The organism is Melioribacteraceae bacterium (assembly GCA_030584085.1).
Lineage (GTDB): Bacteria > Bacteroidota > Ignavibacteria > Ignavibacteriales > Melioribacteraceae > SURF-28.
In genome coordinates, this window is record CP129490.1 from 425,760 (window position 1) to 449,546 (window position 23,787).

Consider the following 23,787-nt stretch of genomic DNA (forward strand, 5'->3'; position numbering starts at 1 on the left):
GTTTTTGAGGTTTTTTTGTGCCCACTTGTAATTTGTAGTGGCTGTAGACGTACTAATTTGACCTGCTATGGACACTTTTTAGTCACTTTTTAGTCATCAACTTTGGATAGCTTTGTCCGAAAATGCCGTTCTTGCCCAGAATTTACCACCTTGTGATTTTGGATCAGATTCACAATTTCTTGGAATAAATCTGAAGATTGATTATTGTAACGAAACTCCATTTCTTTCAAATAAAGAAAAAGATATTTTGAAGATGTTCCTCTGTAGGTCGTTATACGTTCTTTTAAAAAACGTAAAAAATATATCCACTCGTTTGACGGTGAAACGCATGGTAGTTTTTTTCGTAATCTGAGCTTACAAATAGCATTCTTATTCGGAACTCGACTTCTGACAAAACTAAACTCCGCTATCGAAAATTTTGATTTTTTCGTTTTTACACTTATTATGTTTTCTTGTTGCTCTATAAAGTATGAGTAAGATTCTCCTTGGAGTATTCCATTAATCTCAATAGGCGTCCCTGCAATAATTTGACGAAATAAGTTGTAAAAGTTATCTACTGTTTTACGATTTAGTAAAAGCTCATGTGCAGTAACCGAAGCAGTCATACCAAGAGAGAAAAATTTTAATATCCATATGAATTGGGTATATGATAAATTAGAATTATAGAGAATGCTGTCTCTCTTTAAGCCCCATTCTGTTTTACAGCTGAAACATCGCAAGCGCTCTCTGCTTAAAATGTTCAGCCTTTCTGAATTACACTTAAAACAGTGTGTGAATGTCTTTAGGATCCCAAGCGATTGAAGAAGATTTCTTGCTGAATTCTCATCTTTTACATTATTAAGCAAGTCTGCGATATTCATTGTGTTGGGTCCTCCTCTTTTGCTCTATTCTTTGTAATAAGTAAATCGAGCTCACTTAGCTTTTTATGTAAGTTCAGAGGATTTACTTTTGTGTAATGCGATGTCATGGAAGTTGGAGAATGCCCCATTAAATGTTGACGCTCTTCATAACTGAGACCTAACCTTTCAATATGGCTTGCGAACGTATGTCGCCATTTGTGAAGTGTCGCTGTCTTAACTATTTTCGCCTTGCTCGCTATCAACTTGCATTGAGACAATAATGTTCTTTCAGAAAGTTTCATCCCTGTAATCGATGGGAATATAAATTCAGAAATATTTTCTTCTTTCTTCTCCAATAATAAACTGTATAAAAAATTGGTTATCGGAATATCTCTCTCGGAACTCGCTGTTTTAGTCTGGAACTCTTCGTTACTCCTTATCATCAAGATTTTCCTTTTGAAATCAACTCCATCACTCCACTTAAGGTTTGCCAGTTCACCGAATCTACACCCGGTTAACAATAGACCAATAAAGGCATCACGATAAACTTGCAACATTTCTTGATTAAAGAAATTTGAAATCTCTTCTTCGGTATAATAGTCATTTGCTCTATCCACCATAGATTTTGTTTTTTCACGTGCAAGCTTAATATGATCAAACGGATTTTTTAGGAGGCGGTCCATATTGACTTGGTACTCGAACAATGATTTTACGGCCAACAAATAGTGATTTATTGTTTTTGGTGCGGAGTTAGCAGAATGAAGAGCCTCATTGAACCGATTTGCATGCTCTCTTGTAAATTGATCAACATAAATCACATTATGATTTGTAGTAAATAAATCAAATTGATAAAAGATATTTTTATATTTCTTTACAGTTGCTAAGCGAAGAGTTTTCTTTAAATTCATAAATTCCTCTATAGCATCAGCTATGGACACGCGAACTCTCTGTAAACCAAAACCTACCATTTTTTGATCATGCTTCTCCTGCTCAATCATATTCACATAAGCTTTAGCGTCCGATAGTTTTGTGAATCGAACTCGCTTTCGCTGAGAATACTTGTCGTAAATATCTACGAGATATTTTTCATTTATTGTTTTTCTTATACTCATTCTATTCCCTCAATTAGAATTCTTTTCAGTTCAAAGTGATAGACGAATTTACGATCGCCAAATTGTACTGCTTTAATTTTATTCATTCTTATTTTAGCTGCAATGAAGTGATAACTCATGCCAGTTATTTCGGCTACTTCTCTGATAGAATATAAGAGCTTATCATCCTTCAGCTTTAGAAGTGAGGGATGAAGCATAGCTTGGTTTTTGAAAATTTGAGTCGGGTTAGAAATGGAACTGCTTGTAGTTTCCAGCCCTTGGCTGAAGTCAATCTTTTTTGACATCGGATCCTCCGTATAAACATTGGTGCATCTAAAGTTAAATCACATTATCTAACTACATCACATAAAATACTTACATCATCATAGGGAACATATTTACATCGGAAAAATTTTATAATCAAGAAAAATCTTAATCACGTGAAAATTTTTTTATGTTTTTTTTACTTTAGCTCGTCAATGTCTGCCATTATCAGATCAATCAAGCCAATTGAAATCAAAATTTGCGAGATTTTCTTTTTGTCAAGATGATCCGAATGCTCATCAATGAAAGATGAGTAAATCGATCTGATTTTTATTAGAATAGCCGCTGTTGTTTTTTGATTGTACCTGCCAAATATTCCATCGGATTTTTTTATTTCTGAAATATTCTGATAAAGCTTGATGAGATCGTTCAATGTTTCTTTTATTTTTCTATTGTCTAAGTCTTCTAATCCGTCTTCCATTTGCATTTATCCTATTAATTACCGGCAATTATATTTTTACACCACTTATTTTCAGAGCACTGCACACTTTTAATTTCACAACCTCTTGAATCGGATACCACTTGGTTAAGTTAACTTCGAATAGGTACAAGCAAAGAAATAGGTGAAGCCGAGTTGTAGCTCCACCTACGGATCAGTATGATTAAGGAGTCTTATTATAATACGGCAGCTTTCCATTGGTGTTGTTCTTATAATCTTCCAGCCAGTATTTCTCCCAAGAGATCTGCTCTTTTTGATCGGCAATCTCCGAGTATTCGACTGTTTCGATATTCCACTCTTTTCTATCCGGGTCCGCCAGTCGATTTTTTATGTTTCCTCTACCGATATAAATCACCTCCCCGGAAGAATCTTTGTACCGATATATCCCGGTTGTTTCACTCGGGACGATTGAGGCTATTTCTGAAACATTCACCTTGTTTTCGAACGACGGGATACACTCGGCAATCCAAACTTTACCTTCTTGTGTAACTTTCAACCGTCTTTTCTTGGAGTCATTGTTCTTTGCAATTGCGGTTAGCCATGGTAGATTCTTAACCAGAGATCCGCAACTACTCTTAAACATACTCGATCTTTTCATCGGGAACAGAGAATAGGTGTTTTCATTTGGGGATTTAGAATTAAACTGAAATCCAAGCCTCCTATTTGGCATATCAACGAAGTAGCTTACCGACTTTGCTTTCTTAAGTCCGGCTATTGCTGCCAACACATGATTAAATGTGATTTTGTGTGAAGTAATACTTACTTCCGGTTCAGTACTCCTTCCGTGATTCTTGTTAAACGCTTCCATATTATTTTCTCCTTGTTTATTCTGTTCTCTCTTTCATTTCTTGTGATCGGGAGAGATAAACCGATCGGTACTTCAAAAACATTTCCGTCCCACTCATCGGAATCTGCTGAATAGATGTCGTCTCAACTCATTTCTTGTATTCACAAGCTGATCTTTGAAACGGAGATACATAAATCCACCCAAAATAGGTGAGGGATACCCGGAAGCAGATATTAACAGAGTAAGGGACGGTATTGGGTCGCTAGCGATTCTAAACTTTTGTTACTTCAAGATCTGATTCAATTACTGGTTGTCATCAGTTGTGTTTTGTAAATAATTGGTAATGATGATTATCAAACAAGTTCCATGCTAAAAAATTTGGTTGGAATGAAGGAAAAGTCGAAAAAAATGAAGCGAAAAACGACAGTGATCCGACGCCAGAATGGGATGCAAATAATTGCGCTGAAAGACGGAATGACTCATTCAGAAATTGTGTTTCTGTAAGATTATTCAGGCAATAGAAGTCATTAATGACAACCTGGAATTACGAAAATTTTTCTAAAGCTGTCATTTTTTTGCTGATTGGTGCAAATAATTGCATGTAAAACTTTTTGATTCATCCAAGGGGGTGAACGGTTCACCCCCTCAAAAGAATCTCAAAATCGAATTTAATAATCTCAGATAAGGTATGATTAATTATCGGCAAAAAGCCGGTAGTAATCTTTGAAAAGAAATAATCTGTTTCTCTTATATCCTGTAACCTCTTTTAATATTCCCAGATCAACAAAATCTTGGACAATTCTATTTGCTGGTTTCGTAGTAAGATCAAGTATTTCTTCCACCTCCTTAACGTTGATAATAGGTTTCTTATAAAGATGTGAAATTAAGATCTTACCATTCTGAATCCGGGAACCCATTGATAAAAGCTTCTTGCCCTCTATCTCGTCTTTCAAGCGTAGAATTTCCTTAAATACTTGAATTCCTTTATCCGCAGTTTCTATTACCGCCACTAAAAAGAACTTAATCCATTGGGCAAGTTTATCTGAAGTTCTGACGAATGTAAGATTATCGTAATACAATGCTTTGTTCTTTTCGAAAAAATCCGATAGATATAATGTCGGTCTATCCAACAATCCGACTGCTACCAAATACAAAGTTATTAGAAGTCGACCTAATCTTCCGTTTCCATCGAGAAAAGGATGAATCGTTTCAAACTGGTAATGAGCAATTGCTATTCGTATTAAATGAGGTACCTCTATTGAATCATTGTGAATGAAATTTTCCAAATCATTCATTAAGTCAGAAACTTCTGAGTGATGTGGCGGAATAAAAACTGCATCATTTAAAGTAGCGCCACCGATCCAGTTTTGACTTGTTCGATACTCCCCCGGCTGTTTGGCTTCTCCTCTTACACCGGAAAGAAGTATTTTATGTGCCGCCTTGAGAAGTCGTGTTGAGATCGGTAATTCTTTCAACTGGCTAATAGAATGATTCAAAGCAAAAATATAGTTTTGTACTTCCTGCCAGTCGTCCCGCTTTTCAGGATCAATTTCATTAACGGAAAGTAAGGCTTCGTCGACACTTGTTTTTGTTCCTTCAATTCTACTTGAAGTCGTGGCTTCTTTAATCACATGCATTGAAATATAGAAATCAATATTTGGGACATATAAAGAAAATGCGTTCAATTCGCCCAACTTAGTGTTTGCCTCAGCCAATAATGTATTTATTTTGGGTTCAACCCAAGTCCAGACTTGATTAATACTAGACGGTGTAAAGCTCCTGTACTGAAATTGCTGTACAAGGTTTCCCGCTTTGAATTCTCTTATATCCATCGACTTTCCTTGATTTACTCCACTAATGTAATTTATAATGGCGAAATACGCAAGAATCTCCATTAAAAATAATTGTAGTGGCTAAATACAAGCCTTTATGCTACTAAAAAAGTGTTTGATTACCATCTCCGGAGCAGAATTTTAGCCATACAACTGCAATCAAAGAAGGTGCTATCTTACGAGGGCTATTCAGATGGTTTCTGATCTAACCTTAGTAATCCATACGGCGTTTATCTCCCCGAAGAGAAGTTATTAAGCAAATTTTAAACGGAGTAGAAGAAATTGAAGATTATGTATGGGTTAAATAGGTTCTTCGATTGTGGTGCGTTTAAATACGAAATACGACTCTTTGAGAGATAGAAATGAAAATGAAAATTAGGAAAGAGAATCATTGAAATAGGTCATAGATCGATTGGGATATTGAAATGACCTCTGTCCTTTTAACAATGAAGAAATGCAATTTCATGGTTCATTTACTGGATTCATTTTCATCTTCCGCCAATAAATCGGCTAATTGAATTATAATCCCATCCAGCGATATCTCTTCAACTCAATAAATTTTCTTTTCAATAAACAAGGCATTGGTCTAATTCTTCGTCCTTAAAACCAATAAAACGAATCCTTAATTGTAATTTTGAAAGGAGCCTCTTGTTAAATATTTAAGATCTCTGCCCGGCATTTTGAGGTTACTTTTAATCGTTAACCACAAAAAAGATAATTAGAGAACTGAGTTGTCGATATACTCCAATCTTTCTTCCGCCTGTTAAACAGTCTATGTTGTCCAGCCATAGAGAAATTATTAATATCTTCTTGCCATACACTGAAACGAGTAGTCAACTGACCGTCGTTTCAAAATCAACGAAAGGGATGCTTGCCAGCTTTTTGAGTGATCTAATCTTCCGCTAATACGAAAATCTGACAAATGTTATTTCCGATCCGACCATATCCGCCATCCAAATGATGCTGGTTAAAGGCTATTCTTGAGTAATTGACTGGGAATCCTTAAAACCACTAAAAAGTGAATTACTGTGTATTTTCATATGCGGAATTAATACAAGTTCTTTGTCCGGCAACTTTAATTGATTTCCACCGCATTTAATGAGGAATGCTAAATCACCGAGCAAGGAATCTTGTCAGAAATGCAACTAATTTCATTATGACAAATTTTCTATTTGTCAATTTTGAAAATCAGAAGATAATTCATCACAACTATTTCCAATGGTCACTCGTGCACTTGTAGTTTTCGCAAAGACGTTGATTACTTCTCATAATCAGCTTTGATCATCTTCTTGAGGTCGGAAATAATATCAATTTCCTTCTTTAACTCATTATTCTTGATTTCATTAAACCGGTTGATGTATCTTCTGTAAGCATCATCACCAGAATTTATACCATATATTTTCAGATAATTGATAAGTGAATGATGATCATTGTTGCAAATATTTGTAATAATATGATCCATGGCGATGTCCTTTTCGTGATTATTGAATTTATATTTACCTCTCTTGGGTATATCTAAATATCGCATTGCCAAGTCAAGTGAAATTGAATCAAGGACATCATAATTGACCATTTTTGTTGTTCCAAATACTTCTGTAAGATATAGTTGGCTATCATCCTTCAACCCAAAAAATTTTCTTATAGAACTGTGATGGAAAAACTTTATCTCAATACGTAGGATATTTAAAAAACGTTTGGGATCGATAAAAGTGCATATAGGATCTTGTCCTCCTTTCCTTCCTTTACCACTGATCAGCTCGGCATATTTATTATAAATTGTTGTCAGTGCATCATCTTCCTTTGATTTGGCACGAATTTCAACTGCATGATCATGCGGTTCCAACTGAAATCCTTTGCGCACAACCAGATATTTCAAGCAGTTTATGTAAAACCTAACCTCTTCTTGATCCTTAAGAACTATATCAGTTGTAACGTCGATCCACAGTACTTTGCAATGCTTTAATGCGTTTTCTTTGTCGATTTTAATTATCCCCAACTCATTTACTATGTCAAAAATCAAATGGACATTATTTTTATTAAATAATTCACCATACTTATCTTTGAAAATCTTTGAGGAGACTTCAAGGTTTACAACACATTGCTTGTGATCTATTTCAATGAGATTTATCCCAATTGAGGATACTTTACTCAATTTTTCACTCGAGGGTAGATCCTTACTTTTTCGATCCAAAGATAATCCCTTGCATTTTCCTATAGAAATTAGCTTTTTAAGTTTACCTTGTGTAATTATAACCTTATCCATACGTTGAACCGGAACCTTACTCCTTGTTATAGAATGATTGGCTAATTCGTTGAAAGTACTTGAAACTTCAGTGAATTTCAGCGGCCATTGTAACTTGATTGAATCTACTTGAAGCATAAAACCTCCAGAAATTTGGTTAATATATATATAGATAAAATAATCTTATTGTCTCATTCACGCACATAACATTTCTCATTTCAATCTATCCTTAACGAATGAGTAATTACTTGGCACCAATTACATATTAGTTTAAGAAACGCAGGTAGGAATTATTTCCGTAATCTAGCCTCATCATCTTTACCAATCCCGTAACAAGAATTACAAATGCAATTAAAATTAAATCATCGATTCCTTCAATAGGTGGGATAGATATTAAGTGACATAAGCGCCATGATCCAATATGATTGTAAATGTTTTGATTTTGTTATACCGAACAAATTGCGTGCTATAAAAGTAAGAGGAAGGAAAGTCACGGGAGAAATTGGGAGATCCTGATAAATACTTATAAAATATCACTATTACATTGTGTGCCTATTTCTATCACGCTTTACCGTTACGACCATCACGCTCTCTTCCTGATAATCTGTATTTTTCTTCCGTTTTCGCATTGGCACAAGCATTGTATCTAAAGTGACAAACGAAAAAAAACGGAGGATGAAATGTCTGAAGCAAAAAAATACCCGGATTTTGATAGTGAACAAATTACACTGGACAAGGTTTCAAACCTTATCCATTTGAGCAATTTAGAGGTTCATAATCCCGAACTATATCAAGAACTCAATAAGCTTGATACAAACTCAAAAAGAGTTATCGAGATAAAGAAAGTTATTGACCTTGGAACTTTTGTTAAATCAAAAGTGCAAATGATGATGGATACTGACTTTGTAAATCTTCGAGTTAAATCAATGGTGGATGAATTTAACCAAGGAATGGATTCTACAAAATCTGAAATTCTCGAATTGGTGCAGCAAAATTTTGATCCATCAAAAACTGATTCTTATTCCGATAAGTTGAACAGATTCTTTAACAATCTTAAAGAGGATCTTCAGAAAACTATTAATTCTACTACCAAAGAACTGATAGACGGAAAGGACCAAATAAAGAAAAGTATTGATGATACTCTAAATCCCGATCTAAGCACAAGCTATCTGGCAAAAGTATCGCGGACTATTAATGACTTCAAAACTGAACTAGATAAAAGTTTTGATTTTGGTAGAGAAGGCAGTATTGCAAATCAATTAAAAATGATGCTTGATTCAAACTTTGGAGATAATGGTAAAGTAATCAAGGCAGTTGAAAAGAAATTATCATTTGATAATCCTAATAGTACCTTTAACTTATTGCAAAGTAATATTACCAGACAGCTAAACGAAATTAAACAAGAAATAGAATTGATAAAGAAAGCGGATGAACTCCAAAAAGAGGCAAATAAAAAATCCACACAGAAAGGATATGATTTTGAAGATCAGGTTTTAGATGCATTAGAAAACATAGCTTCTTCGAATGGTGATCTTGTTGAAGATTTGACAACAAAAAGCGGTTCAACCGGTTCAAGTAAAAAAGGTGATTTTAACTATACAGTAAAAAGTATTAATAAAGTAATTGCGATTGAAGCAAGGGACCGTGATACAATTTCAACTCCTTCAACACTCATAAAGGAGCTTGATAAAACAAAGACAAATAGAAACGCTGATTTTACTATTTACTTGACAGCAAGCGAAGAACAGCTTCATAAACAAATCGGAATGTTTCAAGAATATGATTCAGATAAAATAGTAACGCATTTCGGATTACTCCAAGTTGCCTTCAAAGTTGCAATTTCTCGAATGATAATTGAACATGAAAGTATTGATGAAGTGGATAAAGCCGCAGTTGAAAAAGAAATATCCAACATTGAAAGTACCTTAAAAAGTTTTTCGGGACTAAAATCAGCTGCTACGAATATTAAAAAAGAAGCAGATAAAATAACTGCGAAGGCCGATGAAATTAAGATTGATATAAGTAATTCTTTAATTAGTCTAAATGAATTGTTATTTTCACAAGGTACAATCACAGAATGATTGAGTTAATGCCTGAAAGCAACTTTAAGTTTCTTGAAAAGAAATTACCTGATTTAGCAGCTCTGGGGGATTTTGCAGAACAGTATGTTTATGCAGATCCCCAATCCTCTGCTGTCAAGCTTAGAACATTTGCTGAAAAGTTTGTTGAGATTATTTACACAATTCGAAACATTGATAACACTTCTTACCTAGATAATCTTTTCGGGCAATTAGACAATGATACTTTTAAAGAAGCCGTTCCCAAAACTGTAATTAATCTGCTACACTCGTTGAGAATCAATGGAAATAGAGCTGCTCACGGCAGCGATATCACTTCCGAAATTATAATAGAACTTCTCAAGCAGGCGCACGAATTAGCAAAGTGGATTTACGGAACTTATTGCAGCGGAAATATTAATAGTGTTCCAATTTTTGCAGACCCAACACAAAATGTAAAAACTGAAGAATGGAAATCTGAAAGAAATAAAATTTTAAAAGATCTTTATGAAAAAGAGAAACAGCTTCAAGAAGCAATCGCACAATTACAAATTGAAAGACAAAGGAAAGAAACAAAAGTCAGAGCTAAAGAGGAATTAGATCAATTTGTTATTAAGGGGCAAGAAGTTGTTAATGAATTAAAGTATACCGAAGAAGATACAAGGAAATTCTTAATCGACGAAGAGTTAGCTAAAGCAGGGTGGAATGTAGGTTCAAACCAGCAAGATACTGAGGAGGTTAGACAAGAATTCCCAGTTGAATTTCAGCAGAATGATTCAGGACTTGGGAAAGCAGATTATGTTCTATTTGATGATGACGAAAATCCTTTAGCAGTTATTGAGGCCAAAAAGACATCTAAAGATCCAAACATTGGTAAGAAACAAGCTCAACTATATGCGGACGGACTAGAGAAAAAATATGGTCAGCGTCCTATTATATTTTATACCAACGGATTTGAAACTTACATTTATAATGATTCCTACAATGAACAACCTCGAAAAATTTATGGTTTCTACTCAAAAGATTCGCTTCAGTATCTAATTGTGCAGCGTTCATCAAGAACAAAAGCATCAGAAGTAAAAATTAATTATGAAATAACTGATAGACCATATCAAATTGAAGCTATTAAAAGAGTCGTTGAAAATTTCGAAACACATGGAAGAAAAGCGCTAATAGTTCAAGCAACGGGAACAGGTAAAACGAGAGTTGCGATTTCATTAGCTGATGTTTTATCTAGAGCTAACTGGGTTAAAAGAATTCTATTTTTATGTGATAGACGAGAGTTAAGAAAACAAGCTAAGAATGTATTTCAGGAGTATCTACCCGGTACACCGCTCACAATATTAAACTCACGTACATCGGAAGATAGAAATAAACGAATTTACTTAGCTACTTATCCTGCAATAAAACAATTTTATCAATCATTCGATGTTGGTTTTTTTGATTTAATTATTGCGGATGAATCTCATCGAAGCATCTATAAAGTTTATAAAGATATTTTTACTTACTTTGATTGTTACCAGATCGGACTTACAGCAACCCCGGTAGGATTCATAAATAGAAATACATTCAGAATGTTCGATTGTACTGATGACAACCCAACAGCATATTTCAGTTATGAGGATGCTGTTCAATCGGAACCGCAATATCTGTCTTCGTTTGATGTTTTCAATGTTACGACAAAATTTTTAAGGGAAGGTATTAAGTATTCGGAAATGACTCCTGAACAACAGATGCAATTGGAAGAGCAAGTAAGTGACCCGGAGTACTTTGAATTTGATTCCGAACAAATAGATAAAGCAATTTATAATGAAGATACCAATCGTAAGATCATCCGCAACTTGATTGAAAACGGACGCAAGTTACCCGACGGTACTTTGGGTAAATCTATTATTTTTGCTCGCAACCACAGACACGCTTTAATTCTCAAAGAGAAGTTCAATGAACTTTACAGACAATACGGTGAAAGCTATTGCCAAGTGATTGATAATTATGATCCACGTGCCGATCAGTTAATTGATGATTTCAAAGGTTACGGCAACCAAGATATAAGAATTGCCATTTCTGTTGATATGCTGGATACAGGTATTGATATTCCCGAACTCTTAAATTTAGTCTTTGCAAAACCGATAAAGTCTTTTGTTAAGTTTTGGCAGATGATAGGTCGCGGTACGCGAATAAGAAAGGATCTATTCGGTAAAGGATTAGATAAAACTTCATTTAAAATCTTTGATCACTGGAGTAACTTCGAATGGTTCGATCTTCATTACAAACATACACAGCCTACTGAATCTAAAGGATTGCTGCAGCGGGTTTTTGAAGAGAGAATTAATTTGGGTGAAACCGCATTAAAGCAGTATGATCAAGAAACATTTGCATTTGTAAGTAAACAAATTTTGGCTGATGTTAATCGACTTGCAGAAACTGATACAGTTTCAGTTAAAGAAAGAGTAAAGGATATTAAACTTCTCCAATCTGAGCAAATAATAAATAATTTCTCAGGCGATGTAAAACATAGACTGAGAAACATTGCTAACCTTATGCAATTGGTAGATATTAGGGGACAATGCGATGCATACAATTTCGATTTTTTGATTGCTAAAGCACAAAATGCACTTTTACTCAAATCCGGTTCATTAGAAGATTACAAAGGTGAAATAATAAACAGTGTTCAATCTCTTCAGGAATCAATTCATCAAGTAAGAGCAAAATCTGAGACTATAAAGAAAGTACAGTCAAAAGAATTTTGGAAAGATGTTACAACTTCTGAACTCGAAAATGTTAGACAAGAATTGCGTTCAATAATGAAGTTTCACGACAGAGGCGGCGAAGGTGATTATGTTCCACCTAAGATTGACGTTAAAGACGACGATCTCGAATACACCCAGTATGAAGTGAAGAACAAAGGTGTGGAGATGAGAGTTTATAAAGAAAGAGTAGAAGACGTTCTCATTCGCCTCATTGATAAAAGCCCGACGTTACAGAAAATCAAACGAGGACAATCTGTTAACGATAAGGATATACAAGAATTAATCTCGCTTGTATTAACACAACACCCTGATGTTAATTTGGAACTACTTAAAGAATTTTACCCTGATACAGCAGATCACTTAGATCTTGCAATTAGAAGAATTATCGGGCTTGATCCCGAATATATTTCACAGCAGTTTCAATCATTTATAAAAGAAAATCCTAATCTAAATGCGACACAGCTTAAGTTTATTCAGTTACTTACAAATCATATTTCCAAATACGGCACTTTGAAACTTGAGAGTCTTTTTGAACCTCCTTTTACAACAATTGATTCGGACGGAGTTTACGGAATATTTCCAACTGAAGAGCAAGCTGAGAAAATAATTAATATAGTTAAAGAAATAAGCTATCCATATAATCATCCAAGAGTCGAAGAATGACAACTTCAGAAATGCGAAATAAGATTAATCAATTGTGGGAAAATTTTTGGACAGGCGGTATAACAAATCCGTTTACTGTGATTGAACAGATTACGTTTTTAATGTTTGCCCGTTTACTAGATATAAAAGAAAAGAACAACGAAAGAAAAGCTAAAACAACCGGTGAGAAGTTCACACCGATATTTAATAAGAACGAACAGCATTTAAGATGGGATAACTTTAGACACGAATCCGATCCTCAGAAGTTATTACAAATAGTGAGAGATGAAGTATTTCCACATTTCAAACGTTCAATTAAAAACGGATCTACTTTTTCAGAGTATATGAAAGATGCTCAGTTGATGATCGTTAAACCCTCCTTGCTAGTTACCGGAATCAATACTATACAAGAATTGCCTTTAACCCAAGGTGATGTAAAGGGCGATTTATATGAATACTTGTTAAGCAAACTTCAGCAGTCCGGTATTGCGGGACAGTTCCGAACACCAAGACATATTATTGATTTAATGGTGCAGATGCTTGACCCTCAACCAACTCATCGTGTATGCGATCCTGCTTGTGGTACGGCAGGTTTTCTTGTTGGGACAAAGACTTATCTAGATAAAAAATATACAACTCCGGGTATGGAGAAGAAGAGTGATGACGGATCGATCTTCTATCCCGGCGATAAACTTTTTGATTATAAAGATCACATTCAAAATGAATTGTTAACAGGATTTGATTTCGATTCAACGATGCTCCGTATTGCCGCAATGAATTTACTGCTGCACGGAATTGATAATCCTCAGATACACAACCAAGATACATTAAGCGGCACTTTTGCCGAACGCTTTCCAAAATATTCCGATGGATATTTTGATATTGTATTAGCTAATCCTCCGTTTAAGGGTAGCTTGGACTATGAAGATGTCGAGCCTTCTTTACTTGGGAAGGTAAAGACGAAGAAAACAGAACTTCTTTTTAATATGCTCTTTTTGAGAATGCTGAAGTTAGGAGGCAAAGCTGCCGTGATTGTGCCCGACGGTGTTCTCTTCGGTGCTTCTAAAGCTCACGTTTCTTTGAGAAAAGAACTAATTGAAAACAACCAGTTAGAAGCTGTAATTTCTTTGCCTTCCGGTGTCTTTAAACCTTACGCCGGAGTAAAGACTGCAATATTAATTTTTACTAAAGGCGGCACAACCGAAAAAGTTTGGTATTACGATGTTGAAAATGATGGACTTTCATTAGATGATAAAAGAGACCCTATTGATAAAAATGATTTACCTGACGTTTATGAAAGATGGCAGAAGAAGGACAAAATAGATAACAGAAACAGAACTAAGAAACATTTCTTTGTCCCGGCAAAAGAAATTAAAAATAATATATATGATTTGAGTATGACTCGCTATAAAGAAGTTAAGTATGAGGAAGTTGAATACGAAGAACCTAATAAAATTATTGCTAAAATTGATACACTAGAAAGAGACATTGCAGAGATGATTGATGAGTTGAAACAGGGAATAAATGACTGAGCTAAAAGAACATATTAAAATTACTTCAGGATTTGCACTTGACTCAAATCTATTCAATAAGACTAGAGGATTTCCCGTAATACGTATTAGAGATGTTGATCGTGGCTATACTGAGACATATTATCAAGGTGAATGTGATGAAAAGTATATAGTCAAAAATGGTGATTTATTAGTCACAATGGATGGTGAATTTAGAGCGAAAGTTTGGAATGGTGGTGAAGCGTATTTAAATCAACGGGTATGTAAAGTCGAAGCAGATGAGGATAGACTTTCTGGAAGATATCTCAAATATGCATTACCACAGAAATTAAAGGAAATTGAAGATAAAACATCGTTTGTAACAGTAAAGCATCTATCAGTTAATGATATAAAGGAAATTAATGTCCATTTACCAAACCTTGAAGACCAAGAAAGAATTGCAGACCTACTCGATAAAGCAAACTCAATCCGACAAAAACGCCGCGAGACCCTTCGGCTTGCAGATGAATTTCTCCGCTCAACCTTTTTAGAGATGTTTGGAGATCCTTTTTTAAATCCTAAGAATTGGAATATGGAACCAATAGATAGACTAAAAGCGGATGAACCATATTCTATCAAGGCCGGTCCCTTTGGTTCCGCATTAAAAAAAGAGTTTTATGTTAAGAGCGGTTATAAAATATACGGACAAGAGCAAGTCATAAGGGACAATTTTGAATTTGGCGATTATTATATCACAGAAGAGAAATATAGAGAATTAGAAAATTGTAAAATTGAATCGGATGATATATTAATAAGTCTTGTTGGAACTTTTGGTGAGATAAGCATTGTCCCGAAAGAATTCCAGCCTGGTATCATTAATCCTCGATTAATGAAAATAACTCTAAATAAAAAGAAGATACTTCCAATTTTCTTTAAGACTTTACTGAAAACTAATGGAATTAAAACAAAACTTGAAAGCCTTTCACACGGTGGAACAATGAATATTGTGAACGTTGGAATCATCAAGGAATTAGAAGTCCCTGTTCCTCCGCTAAAACTACAAGAAAAATTTATAGAAATTCATATAAAAACTGAAAAACTAAAAAAGCAATATGAAACAAGTCTTCAAGAATCCGAAAACTTATTCAACTCATTAATGCAAAGAGCGTTTAGGGGGGAGTTGTAAGATGCCTACCATTTTGAATGATTTATTTGAAAAATTTCATGTAAAAAAACAAAATCGTGTTAAATGGGGTGAGGAAATATCAAGCCAAAATGAAAGTGTTTATATTATTTCTTTAAGCGATGAACCATCAAAAAATAACGGTCTATTGGAGAATCCATTAATCGACCAAAATAAATTACTTGAATGGTTCAGAAAATCACCTACTCTAACCATTGATGGAAAGAAGAACATTCAACTTCTTGAAGAGCGATTAAAAGAGTTTTGGCTGCCGGATGAAAACATACTTTACATAGGCAAAGCTCCGAGAAGAAAAAATGGCAAAGCGCTTAGCAACAGAATAAGTGAATACTACAGCACAAAGATTGGTGATGGCAGTCCTCATTCGGGTGGACAATGGATCAAAGTATTATCGAACCTACCTTCATGTTATGTTTATTATGGTTTCACAAAAGATGCTGCCGGAGTTGAAGATGAAATGCTGGATCATTTTATCGAAAATGTATCTATATCCACCAAAGAAAAATTAAGAGATCCAAGTTTGCCGCTTCCTTTCGCTAATATTAGACATAGAGGAAAGGATAAAAAACACGGGATGCAAAATCAGCGAGTATGAGGATAAAATGGAAATCGAATCACATCCACAATTAAAAGTAATTGAAGATAATTTCTATCAAGCCGGAATTGATGGGGCATTCACAAATCTTTGGTACTTTATCAGAGATATAAGCAATTTAATAATCGAATTCGGACTTGAAATAGATGTTTACCTAGATGATGAAACTTATATTCGAGAATATATTGTGATTGGTGAATTATATCGTGAAGGGCTTAAGCTGCGGAATGGAGAATATTTGCCATTAAAAATTGAAGACTACCCAGGCGAAAGGAAATATGAGCTTATCGATATGGTAAAAAATAAAGATGGGGAAGAAATAGATCAACAAGGATTGAGGATGTGTGCGACTACAAATTATAGATTAGCAGCGAATTTTCATTATCAACCTAATAAATATGATATGCAGAACATTGCTGTTGAGCAAATTGCGAAGCTCAATGAAGCATTATTGTTTTTTATCTTTGGAGATAAAAAATTTAAAGAATTCTTATTACAAGTAAGCCATGAGTTGATGTTGGAAGAACATGAATACTTACAAGACTTTAGCGCATGTCTAAATGTAACAACAAATTATGTTTATGATGATAATCAGACAGCTCGGTACACACTTATTTATATGACTGAAGAAGGAGCAATTGAGGAGTTTTTTGCTATATCATCTTCGAAATATCTAGATCAATTAGCTAACCAATTTATAAAAGGGTGGGATTTTGAATCACTTAGTCCATCATTACCCAAGTCAATTATAGATATGATAAATGATGTTGAGCAATTGATTGAAAAACGAGCACCTTTAAAAACAATATTAAAGGAATATCATACGGTCTTTGAAAATTATTTTAATCAACTTTATCTAAGGTATTATGATCAAATACTCGAATTTGAAAAAAAAATAACAAATGAGGCTGATAGGAAAAAATATTTTTTAGATGAAATAAAGAAATCTGGAGAGGGTTATGGAGTATCGAACTTAAGAAGTGCCAAAGCACTGCTGTTAGTATTAACGCATGAAAGAATTGAAACATTCGACCAAACGAAGAAGGAATTAATAAAATCAGATCTAATTCCCGCACTGGATTTTTTTAGCCCATACTCTATGCTTCGGAATTTAGCTACCCATTCGAAGGCACCCAATTATATGGAGGGTTTGTTCAATTATGGTATAAGAGCATATAAAGATATATTAAGAAGTTTGCATATAACATTAAATAGGAACTAATTCAAAGAAGAAAATAGGCAATCACTTTATAATGAATGGACCAATACCAGATAAGTATAAGAAAACCTTGCGGATTCCAATTCGAATAAAGAGTAATTCGATAAGATTCTTTTATAAAGAGGACATTGATCTACTTCCATTGATTAAGGATGGCTCAATTGGTGAGATCATTATACCAACATTTGCAATTACCGATAAAGAAAAAGTAAGAAAGCTATCTAAGGAAGTAAAACTTTTATTTTTCCCAAAGAACAAGACATTATTTGTAAGAATGATAATTAAGTCTATAGGCGACGTGAAGTTTAATGAAAAAGTTATCATTGAAGACACAACGAAATTTGTTCGAAAGAAAAACCAATTTATCTTTTTGAATCACTCTTACTTTGTCCCAATTCTACTCGAAAAAGATTTATATATTCAATACCGTGGCACCAAAAAAGCGCAGCTTCTTGGATGTAAATGTAGTTTGCCTACATTAGGTAGAGATGCAATTAGCTTAAATAACAGTTATACAATTCTATCCCAAGAATATCAAAAGCATAGAAACGCCCATTCAGGAAATATTTTTAAGGATATATTTTATTACGATTCAGACAAAGATGAAATCAAAGAATTAGATTACTTAAGAGAAACAAAAGAAGAAGAGTTAAACAACAAATTGCTTGATTTAGACGAAACACAGATTAAAGAAATATTAGGATTAACTATCATCTGGGTTTCAGAAAAACAGCCCAATAGATTATTAGAAGAAGCTGAGTGGTTTGGTATTAATACAAATAGTGATCTGCTCTTTGGTGATTTATTAAATGCTGTTAAAGTAAATAGCTCTGAAGCGCTTATAGGTCGAATAACAGAGCATGTATCACGAGAAACTGTTGAGAGTTTATACAAGATAAGAAATGAACTGGAAAACCTTGGCGATTTAGAGAAAGACTTGGAAGATAAAATTTATAGCACAGCAGTTGGATTGCTTAGTTTATTAAAACAAGAAGATTAAGACATGATTAAAACAATTCATATAACTAACTTCAAAGGTATCAAGGATACAGTTTCCTTAGAACTAAAACCTATAACTCTACTTTTCGGACCCAATAGTGCGGGTAAGAGTTCTATCATTCAAGCAATTCATTTTTTGAAAGAAATTCTTGAAAGAAAAAATTATGATCCAAGAAACACCGCATACGGAGGTAAAGCCCTCAATCTTGGCGGATTCAGAAATCTAGTTCACGGTCATGATGAAAAATTAACTGTGGAATTAGCAATTGAACTTGATTTAAGTAAAATTGATTTACCTGGAGCGCAGGAAACAGGTTTTGAAGAAGAATTAGATTATCCCTCGTACCCAAGGTTTAGTGAGAAAAGTGATTCATGCAAATTAACCATTCATGTTAAATGGCTAGAGCAGTTAGAAAGAGTGGAGGCAACTTATTATCGCTTGGAAATTAATGATGAATTACTTGCATCAATATCCCTTGATTATACCAATCCTAAAAATGTCTTTGCATATTTTAATGAAGTAAACATCGATCATAGCATTGACATTGATAGATATAAAATTGAAGAACCAAGAGGACTTCTCTTTTCCAGTTTATTAGGACAATCTGAAGGAGTGGTTAGATTGAATATTGAATCACCACGAAGTGTAATACCGGATTGGCAGAACGGTATAGTCTTCAATGATGATCAATTTATTTCTGGTGATGAAGTTACGGATTGGTTTGGTGAGGAAGAAAATGCTTTCGACCTAATTGATAATTATTCATCTATGATGCAACTAGTTTGCCAAGTTATGACTGGTGTCGGCAAACAGGTTTTATTTGAACTTGATAAGTTTAGGTATATTGGACCAATAAGAGAAATCCCCTCAAGAAATTTTGATGCTCATTTTAAAGGAGAAATTGAACGGTGGGCGGATGGTCTAGCAGCTTGGGATTTAATCTACACTAAACAAATTTCGGTTGAGAGTATTAATAAGTGGTTAAGTAGATTCAAAATTGGCTATATGTTAAGTAATGAAGAGTACTTGTATCTAAGTCAGAAGCAACTTACAAGCTTAGGAGAAGATATAAAACACCAGTTAATTGATCTTGTCTTAAATGCTACTGAAGAAAGTGATTTGGATCTTCCATTATTAAAACAAGGATTCTCTTTTGAATTAAGTAATTCCTTAAGTGAGAAAATTGAAAATATCTTCAGTTCGTTGAAATATAAAAAGGATATTCCAACAAGAGATGAGTTTTATTTAGTAGATCAAAAAACAAACCTTACTTTAAAACCACATGATATTGGAGTTGGCATATCTCAGGTTCTACCAGTAATTGTTGGGGCACTAATTCAAAATGAATCAATACTTGCTATTGAACAACCAGAATTACATTTACATCCAGCTATCCAAGTTGAACTGGCAGATTTATTTATTTCACGAGTAAACGAAAAAGCAGATGTTATTTATTTAATAGAAACACACAGTGAACATCTAATGTTGAGGTTTTTGCGAAGAATAGAAGAAACTTATAAAAACAAAATTAAAGAAGAAAAGTTAAAATTAGTTCCGCACAAAATAAATGTATTTGTAATTCCGGAAGAGATCCCAATGAAAGGTTACTCATTACCGATTGATAAAACAGGAGAATTTGAAAAAGAATGGCCGAATGGATTTTTTGAAGAACGAGAAGAGGAGTTATTCCCAGATGATTAAAGTGTTCACTTTGGATCCTTCTTCTATACGGACAATTGATGATATATTCGAACTTCGAGCTCGTTTTGGCATTGAGCAGTTTAGACTATTGTGGAAATTTCCTACAAGATGGAATTTTCTCCTTAAAGAAAATCTTAAGAGCAGATTTAAAACTAAAGAGAGAAAAAAAGCTTATCTGCTTCTTGAAAAATTATCAGACTTTATAATAGAAATACCTGAGAACGTGGTGAAGGACGAGAATTCGATAACTTTGGAAAGTTGGATTATTAAAGCTGATGAACTTTATTCAACTCATAAACATAATGGTATAATTTCTAATAAAAATCCAAATTCCAAGCCACACATAAAATCAATAGATGAATTAGAAAGTTGGGAGGAATTTAATACTTCAGATTGTTCGCGGGTTAAAAGAGAGGCTGAAGAAATGTCTGGTTGTGCAGCACCTCTTTTATATGGGTCGAGTCAAATACATTTTGTCGATCCATATTTTCAAATGTTAGGTGATAAACACATAAGACCATTGGAAGTATTTATTAAACAGGTTTTTGGTAATCTAAGAAGTAACAATAATGTCGAATTATATTATCATACTGGTGATTCAGTATTGGGTGGCAATATTGAATTAAAATTAAAACCAATTTTTGAAAGACTATTACCTAAGAAAACTACGATTAAGATAGTAAGGTGGCCGGATAATTCGTTACATAACAGATTTATATTAACTGATATAGGCGGCATTTCATTTGGTATTGGTTTAGATGATTGGGACAATGGAAATCATATAGAATTTGATGACATTTCACCAATTACAAAAGAGAATTGCAAAAGCAAAAGTCCAAATGGATTTCCAACATTTTTCAATTATGCCGAAGGTGAAAAATATTCTGAGATAATTGAGTTTTCTAGATGATCTATTTCTCATTCATAGGTAATCATGATAAGGTAATAGGCAATGAGTACGGCTCATTCTTAAATATCTATAAACATTTCAGCAAAGAGATTAAATCTGTTTTTTCTTTTATCACACCAAACACACCAACAACCAATTACGAAGAAATCGCAAAAGGGAATTTTGAAAGAATAAAAGAGATTAATCCAAAAATAGAAATCGTTCCGATCTATATTGATTTAAAGAATCCGATAGATTATGATTTAGTATATCCAATTCTATTTGATGAATATCTTCAAATAAATAAAAAATATAAAATCGAGAATAACGAAAAGTTTGTAAATATTACATCTGGAACTCCAACAATGACTGCTTGCTGGATATTACTAACACAATCAAGAGTAATAAGTAATGCAAGGTTATTTCAGTCATTTGAGAAAAGATTTGCGAGAGATGGTAAAACAATTCAAGAAGTTAATCTGAGTATAGATGATTTTCCCTCTATATCCGTTCCCGATGAAACAAAAAGAAAACTTACTATTGCAACCAGAAAACAGAAAGAATTAGAAGACCAGCTTTATATAGAAAAACTTAATGAAGAGTTTAAAGGAATAATTGGTAAATCTAAGCAGATACTCTCAATTAAAGATCGTTTACTTAACGATGTTAACAACCAAACAAATGTTCTAATTACAGGAGAGAGAGGAACGGGGAAAGAGGTTGTTGCTAAAGAAATTTGGAAAAGATATCACTCTGAAAACGATCCGGAGCTAATCCCCTTTGACTGCGGGGGATTTAATCAGAATTTAATTGAATCGGAATTATTCGGTCACGTTAAGGGAGCCTTCACCGGGGCGGATCAAGATAAGGTTGGTATACTTGAAAAGTATAATGATAGAATGATCTTTCTTGATGAGATAGGCAATCTTCCTAAAGAAGGACAGCAAAAGCTTTTAAGAGTTTTAGAGCATGGTGAATTAAGGAGACTTGGTTCTACGGAAGTTACTCAAGTAAATCTTCAGATTATAGCGGCAACGAATAAAGATATTAACGATGAAGATATTTTTGCAGCTGATGTGAAAGACAGGTTTGATGAGATAATTGAATTACCACCTCTTCGTGAAAGGAAAAGTGATATTCCACTTCTCATAGATCATTTTCTTGAATTTTATTCAAAGACCAATAATGTATTATCTCCTCTCGAATTCGATGATAAACTTATCAGAACTCTCACTGAGTATTCATGGGAAAGTAATGTAAGAGGTTTAGAAAAGTTTATACAAAGATTAACCAGAAGATTTACTAAAGGTGGCAAGATTAAATTAGACGATCTACCTGAACACTTTATTTCAGATATAATGGATGATGAATCATTAGAATATACTCTACCTGAACTTCCCTTACCCATTCCCCTCGATGAATACACAAGAATGATTATTGAAAAAGCGAGAAAACAAGCCAGTAATATGTCAGAAGTGGATAGATTGTTAAAGCAGAAAGATGGAGCTGAGAGAGCAAGGATTCATCGAAGTAAAAACTAATTAGGACTTTTAGCCAATTCATTATTTTACTATAAATGTGAGAATATGATGATTGATGAAAGTATTGTTCAGGAAAGATTAAAATCCTTTCTTGAAAGATGGCCAATTTCTAAAGTAGAAGAAATGAAATTATCTGAATATGTAAATGTAGGTAATCCAGAAACTTTTGTGCAATCAGTTGAGACTTATACTCGAAGATTAGGGAGTATAAAAGGACAAGGATCGATAAAATTCGGTATCTATAAGAGAAAGAATAAGAGGAAATTACCCAAAAGATTTAATTATGACAACGAATACAACTGGGATAGAAAATTTGGTAAAAACCGAAACGCAGCGTTTAAAAATATAAAATCAATGATTCTTAATACTATCAAAGCAGCTAATAATTATGAGTTTAGTAAAATTGAAGACATCCCACTTAATCCCTTGTTCAAATGGAAAATAGCTTCTCTTTATTCGGGGTTAAGAATATGTCCAATTTTCAAGAGAGAGACTTTGTGGCAGTCAGCAAAAAAATTTGATAATGATATTGAAAAAGATTCACCTTATTATATTCTACACGAAATATTAATAGAAAATAAACCCGCAGGAATTTCTCCACTCCAATTTGCAGATGAACTTTATAATGAAGTTAGTGAAGCAAAAAATTCGGGGAATAAGAAAACCAAACCTCAGAGAGCAAAAGGTAGAAAAGGTATAAATAAGGATAATGGAGATGATAGGGGAAAGAAAAAGAAGCAAAAGAGAAAAGGGTTCTCCAGCTATGAAGCTAATCAAAAACATGACTTCTTAAGAGATTATTTAGCGCAGCAATTAAGGGAGAAATATGGGAGTACTTATGTGGAGGTAGAGGAAAATTATGTAGATGTGAAGTTGAAGCTTAAGAATGAGATAGTTTTCTATGAGATTAAAACGGCTTCTTATGTAGACGAATGTTTTAAGCAAGGATTGGGACAAGTGATCGGGTATGTCTATCGAGATGAAGATAAAAGAAAAAAGAAAATTAAAATAGCGAGCGATTGCGAATTAACTTCTAATGAAAAAGACTATATTAAATTTCTTCAAAAGTTAATAAACCTACCGATTGATTATGAGCAGATAATAATAAATGAAAACGAATAAAGGTTAGTTTAGGAGGTCTTCAT

The 23,787-nt window shown here is 33.8% G+C and carries 18 protein-coding genes; 11 read left to right on the forward strand and 7 right to left on the reverse strand.

Going from position 1 to position 23,787, the window contains the following annotated elements; translation table 11 throughout:
• Positions 1-89: 89 nt before the first annotated feature.
• The 7 genes from QY331_01910 to QY331_01940 all read right to left on the reverse strand — a co-directional run bounded on the left by QY331_01910 (position 90) and on the right by QY331_01940 (position 7,692).
• Entirely contained in the window at positions 90-860 is a 771-nt protein-coding gene (locus tag QY331_01910) for a hypothetical protein (GenBank protein ID WKZ70007.1), read from the reverse strand.
• Positions 857-1,951, reverse strand: coding sequence for a tyrosine-type recombinase/integrase (locus QY331_01915; GenBank protein WKZ70008.1), 1,095 nt, complete (start codon positions 1,949-1,951; stop codon positions 857-859). Before QY331_01915 ends, QY331_01910 begins: the two co-directional genes overlap by 4 nt.
• Positions 1,948-2,235 (reverse strand): hypothetical protein, encoded by a 288-nt coding sequence (locus QY331_01920; protein WKZ70009.1) that lies wholly within the window; start codon positions 2,233-2,235, stop codon positions 1,948-1,950. The genes QY331_01915 and QY331_01920 overlap by 4 nt, the downstream gene beginning before the upstream one ends.
• Positions 2,236-2,393: 158 nt before the next feature.
• On the reverse strand, positions 2,394-2,675 hold the full coding sequence (locus QY331_01925) for a hypothetical protein (protein WKZ70010.1): 282 nt from the start codon (positions 2,673-2,675) through the stop codon (positions 2,394-2,396).
• Positions 2,676-2,856: 181 nt separating this feature from the next.
• Positions 2,857-3,501 carry a hypothetical protein gene (locus QY331_01930; GenBank protein WKZ70011.1) on the reverse strand — a complete coding sequence of 215 codons (645 nt, stop codon included), beginning with the start codon at positions 3,499-3,501 and terminating at the stop codon, positions 2,857-2,859.
• 671 nt (positions 3,502-4,172) lie between these two features.
• Positions 4,173-5,312: a Fic family protein gene (locus QY331_01935; protein ID WKZ70012.1), complete on the reverse strand. Its 1,140-nt coding sequence runs from the start codon at positions 5,310-5,312 to the stop codon at positions 4,173-4,175.
• 1,258 nt (positions 5,313-6,570) lie between these two features.
• A complete protein-coding gene (locus QY331_01940) occupies positions 6,571-7,692 on the reverse strand; it encodes a hypothetical protein (GenBank protein WKZ70013.1) in 1,122 nt (373 codons plus the stop codon).
• 542 nt (positions 7,693-8,234) lie between these two features.
• Between QY331_01940 and QY331_01945 the strand changes: the two genes are divergently transcribed.
• From QY331_01945 to QY331_01995, 11 genes are read left to right on the forward strand one after another with little or no spacing between them, the layout of a single operon-like run.
• Positions 8,235-9,635, forward strand: a complete 1,401-nt coding sequence (locus QY331_01945; protein WKZ70014.1) for a hypothetical protein — start codon at positions 8,235-8,237, stop codon at positions 9,633-9,635.
• An 8-nt stretch (positions 9,636-9,643) separates the two neighbouring features.
• On the forward strand, positions 9,644-13,024 hold the full coding sequence (locus QY331_01950) for a DEAD/DEAH box helicase family protein (GenBank protein WKZ70015.1): 3,381 nt from the start codon (positions 9,644-9,646) through the stop codon (positions 13,022-13,024).
• A complete protein-coding gene (locus QY331_01955) occupies positions 13,021-14,535 on the forward strand; it encodes a class I SAM-dependent DNA methyltransferase (protein WKZ70016.1) in 1,515 nt (504 codons plus the stop codon). The genes QY331_01950 and QY331_01955 overlap by 4 nt, the downstream gene beginning before the upstream one ends.
• Positions 14,528-15,679, forward strand: coding sequence for a restriction endonuclease subunit S (locus QY331_01960; GenBank protein ID WKZ70017.1), 1,152 nt, complete (start codon positions 14,528-14,530; stop codon positions 15,677-15,679). Before QY331_01955 ends, QY331_01960 begins: the two co-directional genes overlap by 8 nt.
• 1 nt (position 15,680) lies before the next feature.
• Positions 15,681-16,292: a hypothetical protein gene (locus tag QY331_01965; GenBank protein WKZ70018.1), complete on the forward strand. Its 612-nt coding sequence runs from the start codon at positions 15,681-15,683 to the stop codon at positions 16,290-16,292.
• A 7-nt stretch (positions 16,293-16,299) separates the two neighbouring features.
• The gene (locus QY331_01970) at positions 16,300-17,514 is read left to right on the forward strand and encodes a hypothetical protein (protein WKZ70019.1); all 1,215 of its coding nucleotides are present in this window, start codon (positions 16,300-16,302) and stop codon (positions 17,512-17,514) included.
• Positions 17,515-17,545: 31 nt separating this feature from the next.
• Positions 17,546-18,511 (forward strand): hypothetical protein, encoded by a 966-nt coding sequence (locus QY331_01975; GenBank protein WKZ70020.1) that lies wholly within the window; start codon positions 17,546-17,548, stop codon positions 18,509-18,511.
• Between the two features lie 3 nt (positions 18,512-18,514).
• Positions 18,515-20,212 (forward strand): AAA family ATPase, encoded by a 1,698-nt coding sequence (locus tag QY331_01980; protein WKZ70021.1) that lies wholly within the window; start codon positions 18,515-18,517, stop codon positions 20,210-20,212.
• Positions 20,205-21,122 (forward strand): hypothetical protein, encoded by a 918-nt coding sequence (locus QY331_01985; GenBank protein ID WKZ70022.1) that lies wholly within the window; start codon positions 20,205-20,207, stop codon positions 21,120-21,122. The genes QY331_01980 and QY331_01985 overlap by 8 nt, the downstream gene beginning before the upstream one ends.
• Positions 21,119-22,642, forward strand: a complete 1,524-nt coding sequence (locus QY331_01990) for an RNA repair transcriptional activator RtcR family protein (protein ID WKZ70023.1) — start codon at positions 21,119-21,121, stop codon at positions 22,640-22,642. The genes QY331_01985 and QY331_01990 overlap by 4 nt, the downstream gene beginning before the upstream one ends.
• A gap of 48 nt (positions 22,643-22,690) precedes the next feature.
• Complete coding sequence (locus QY331_01995) at positions 22,691-23,764, forward strand: hypothetical protein (protein ID WKZ70024.1); 1,074 nt, start codon at positions 22,691-22,693, stop codon at positions 23,762-23,764.
• Positions 23,765-23,787: the final 23 nt, after the last annotated feature.

Excerpts from the sequence above, each read along its gene's own strand:
- QY331_01910 (WKZ70007.1), bottom strand. The coding sequence starts at position 860 with ATGAATATCGCAGACTTGCTTAATAATGTAAAAGATGAGAATTCAGCA.
- QY331_01915 (WKZ70008.1), bottom strand. The coding sequence starts at position 1,951 with ATGAGTATAAGAAAAACAATAAATGAAAAATATCTCGTAGATATTTAC.
- QY331_01920 (WKZ70009.1), bottom strand. The coding sequence starts at position 2,235 with ATGTCAAAAAAGATTGACTTCAGCCAAGGGCTGGAAACTACAAGCAGT.
- QY331_01925 (WKZ70010.1), bottom strand. The coding sequence starts at position 2,675 with ATGGAAGACGGATTAGAAGACTTAGACAATAGAAAAATAAAAGAAACA.
- QY331_01930 (WKZ70011.1), bottom strand. The coding sequence starts at position 3,501 with ATGGAAGCGTTTAACAAGAATCACGGAAGGAGTACTGAACCGGAAGTA.
- QY331_01935 (WKZ70012.1), bottom strand. The coding sequence starts at position 5,312 with ATGGATATAAGAGAATTCAAAGCGGGAAACCTTGTACAGCAATTTCAG.
- QY331_01940 (WKZ70013.1), bottom strand. The coding sequence starts at position 7,692 with ATGCTTCAAGTAGATTCAATCAAGTTACAATGGCCGCTGAAATTCACT.
- QY331_01945 (WKZ70014.1), top strand. The coding sequence starts at position 8,235 with ATGTCTGAAGCAAAAAAATACCCGGATTTTGATAGTGAACAAATTACA.
- QY331_01950 (WKZ70015.1), top strand. The coding sequence starts at position 9,644 with ATGCCTGAAAGCAACTTTAAGTTTCTTGAAAAGAAATTACCTGATTTA.
- QY331_01955 (WKZ70016.1), top strand. The coding sequence starts at position 13,021 with ATGACAACTTCAGAAATGCGAAATAAGATTAATCAATTGTGGGAAAAT.
- QY331_01960 (WKZ70017.1), top strand. The coding sequence starts at position 14,528 with ATGACTGAGCTAAAAGAACATATTAAAATTACTTCAGGATTTGCACTT.
- QY331_01965 (WKZ70018.1), top strand. The coding sequence starts at position 15,681 with ATGCCTACCATTTTGAATGATTTATTTGAAAAATTTCATGTAAAAAAA.
- QY331_01970 (WKZ70019.1), top strand. The coding sequence starts at position 16,300 with ATGGAAATCGAATCACATCCACAATTAAAAGTAATTGAAGATAATTTC.
- QY331_01975 (WKZ70020.1), top strand. The coding sequence starts at position 17,546 with ATGAATGGACCAATACCAGATAAGTATAAGAAAACCTTGCGGATTCCA.
- QY331_01980 (WKZ70021.1), top strand. The coding sequence starts at position 18,515 with ATGATTAAAACAATTCATATAACTAACTTCAAAGGTATCAAGGATACA.
- QY331_01985 (WKZ70022.1), top strand. The coding sequence starts at position 20,205 with ATGATTAAAGTGTTCACTTTGGATCCTTCTTCTATACGGACAATTGAT.
- QY331_01990 (WKZ70023.1), top strand. The coding sequence starts at position 21,119 with ATGATCTATTTCTCATTCATAGGTAATCATGATAAGGTAATAGGCAAT.
- QY331_01995 (WKZ70024.1), top strand. The coding sequence starts at position 22,691 with ATGATTGATGAAAGTATTGTTCAGGAAAGATTAAAATCCTTTCTTGAA.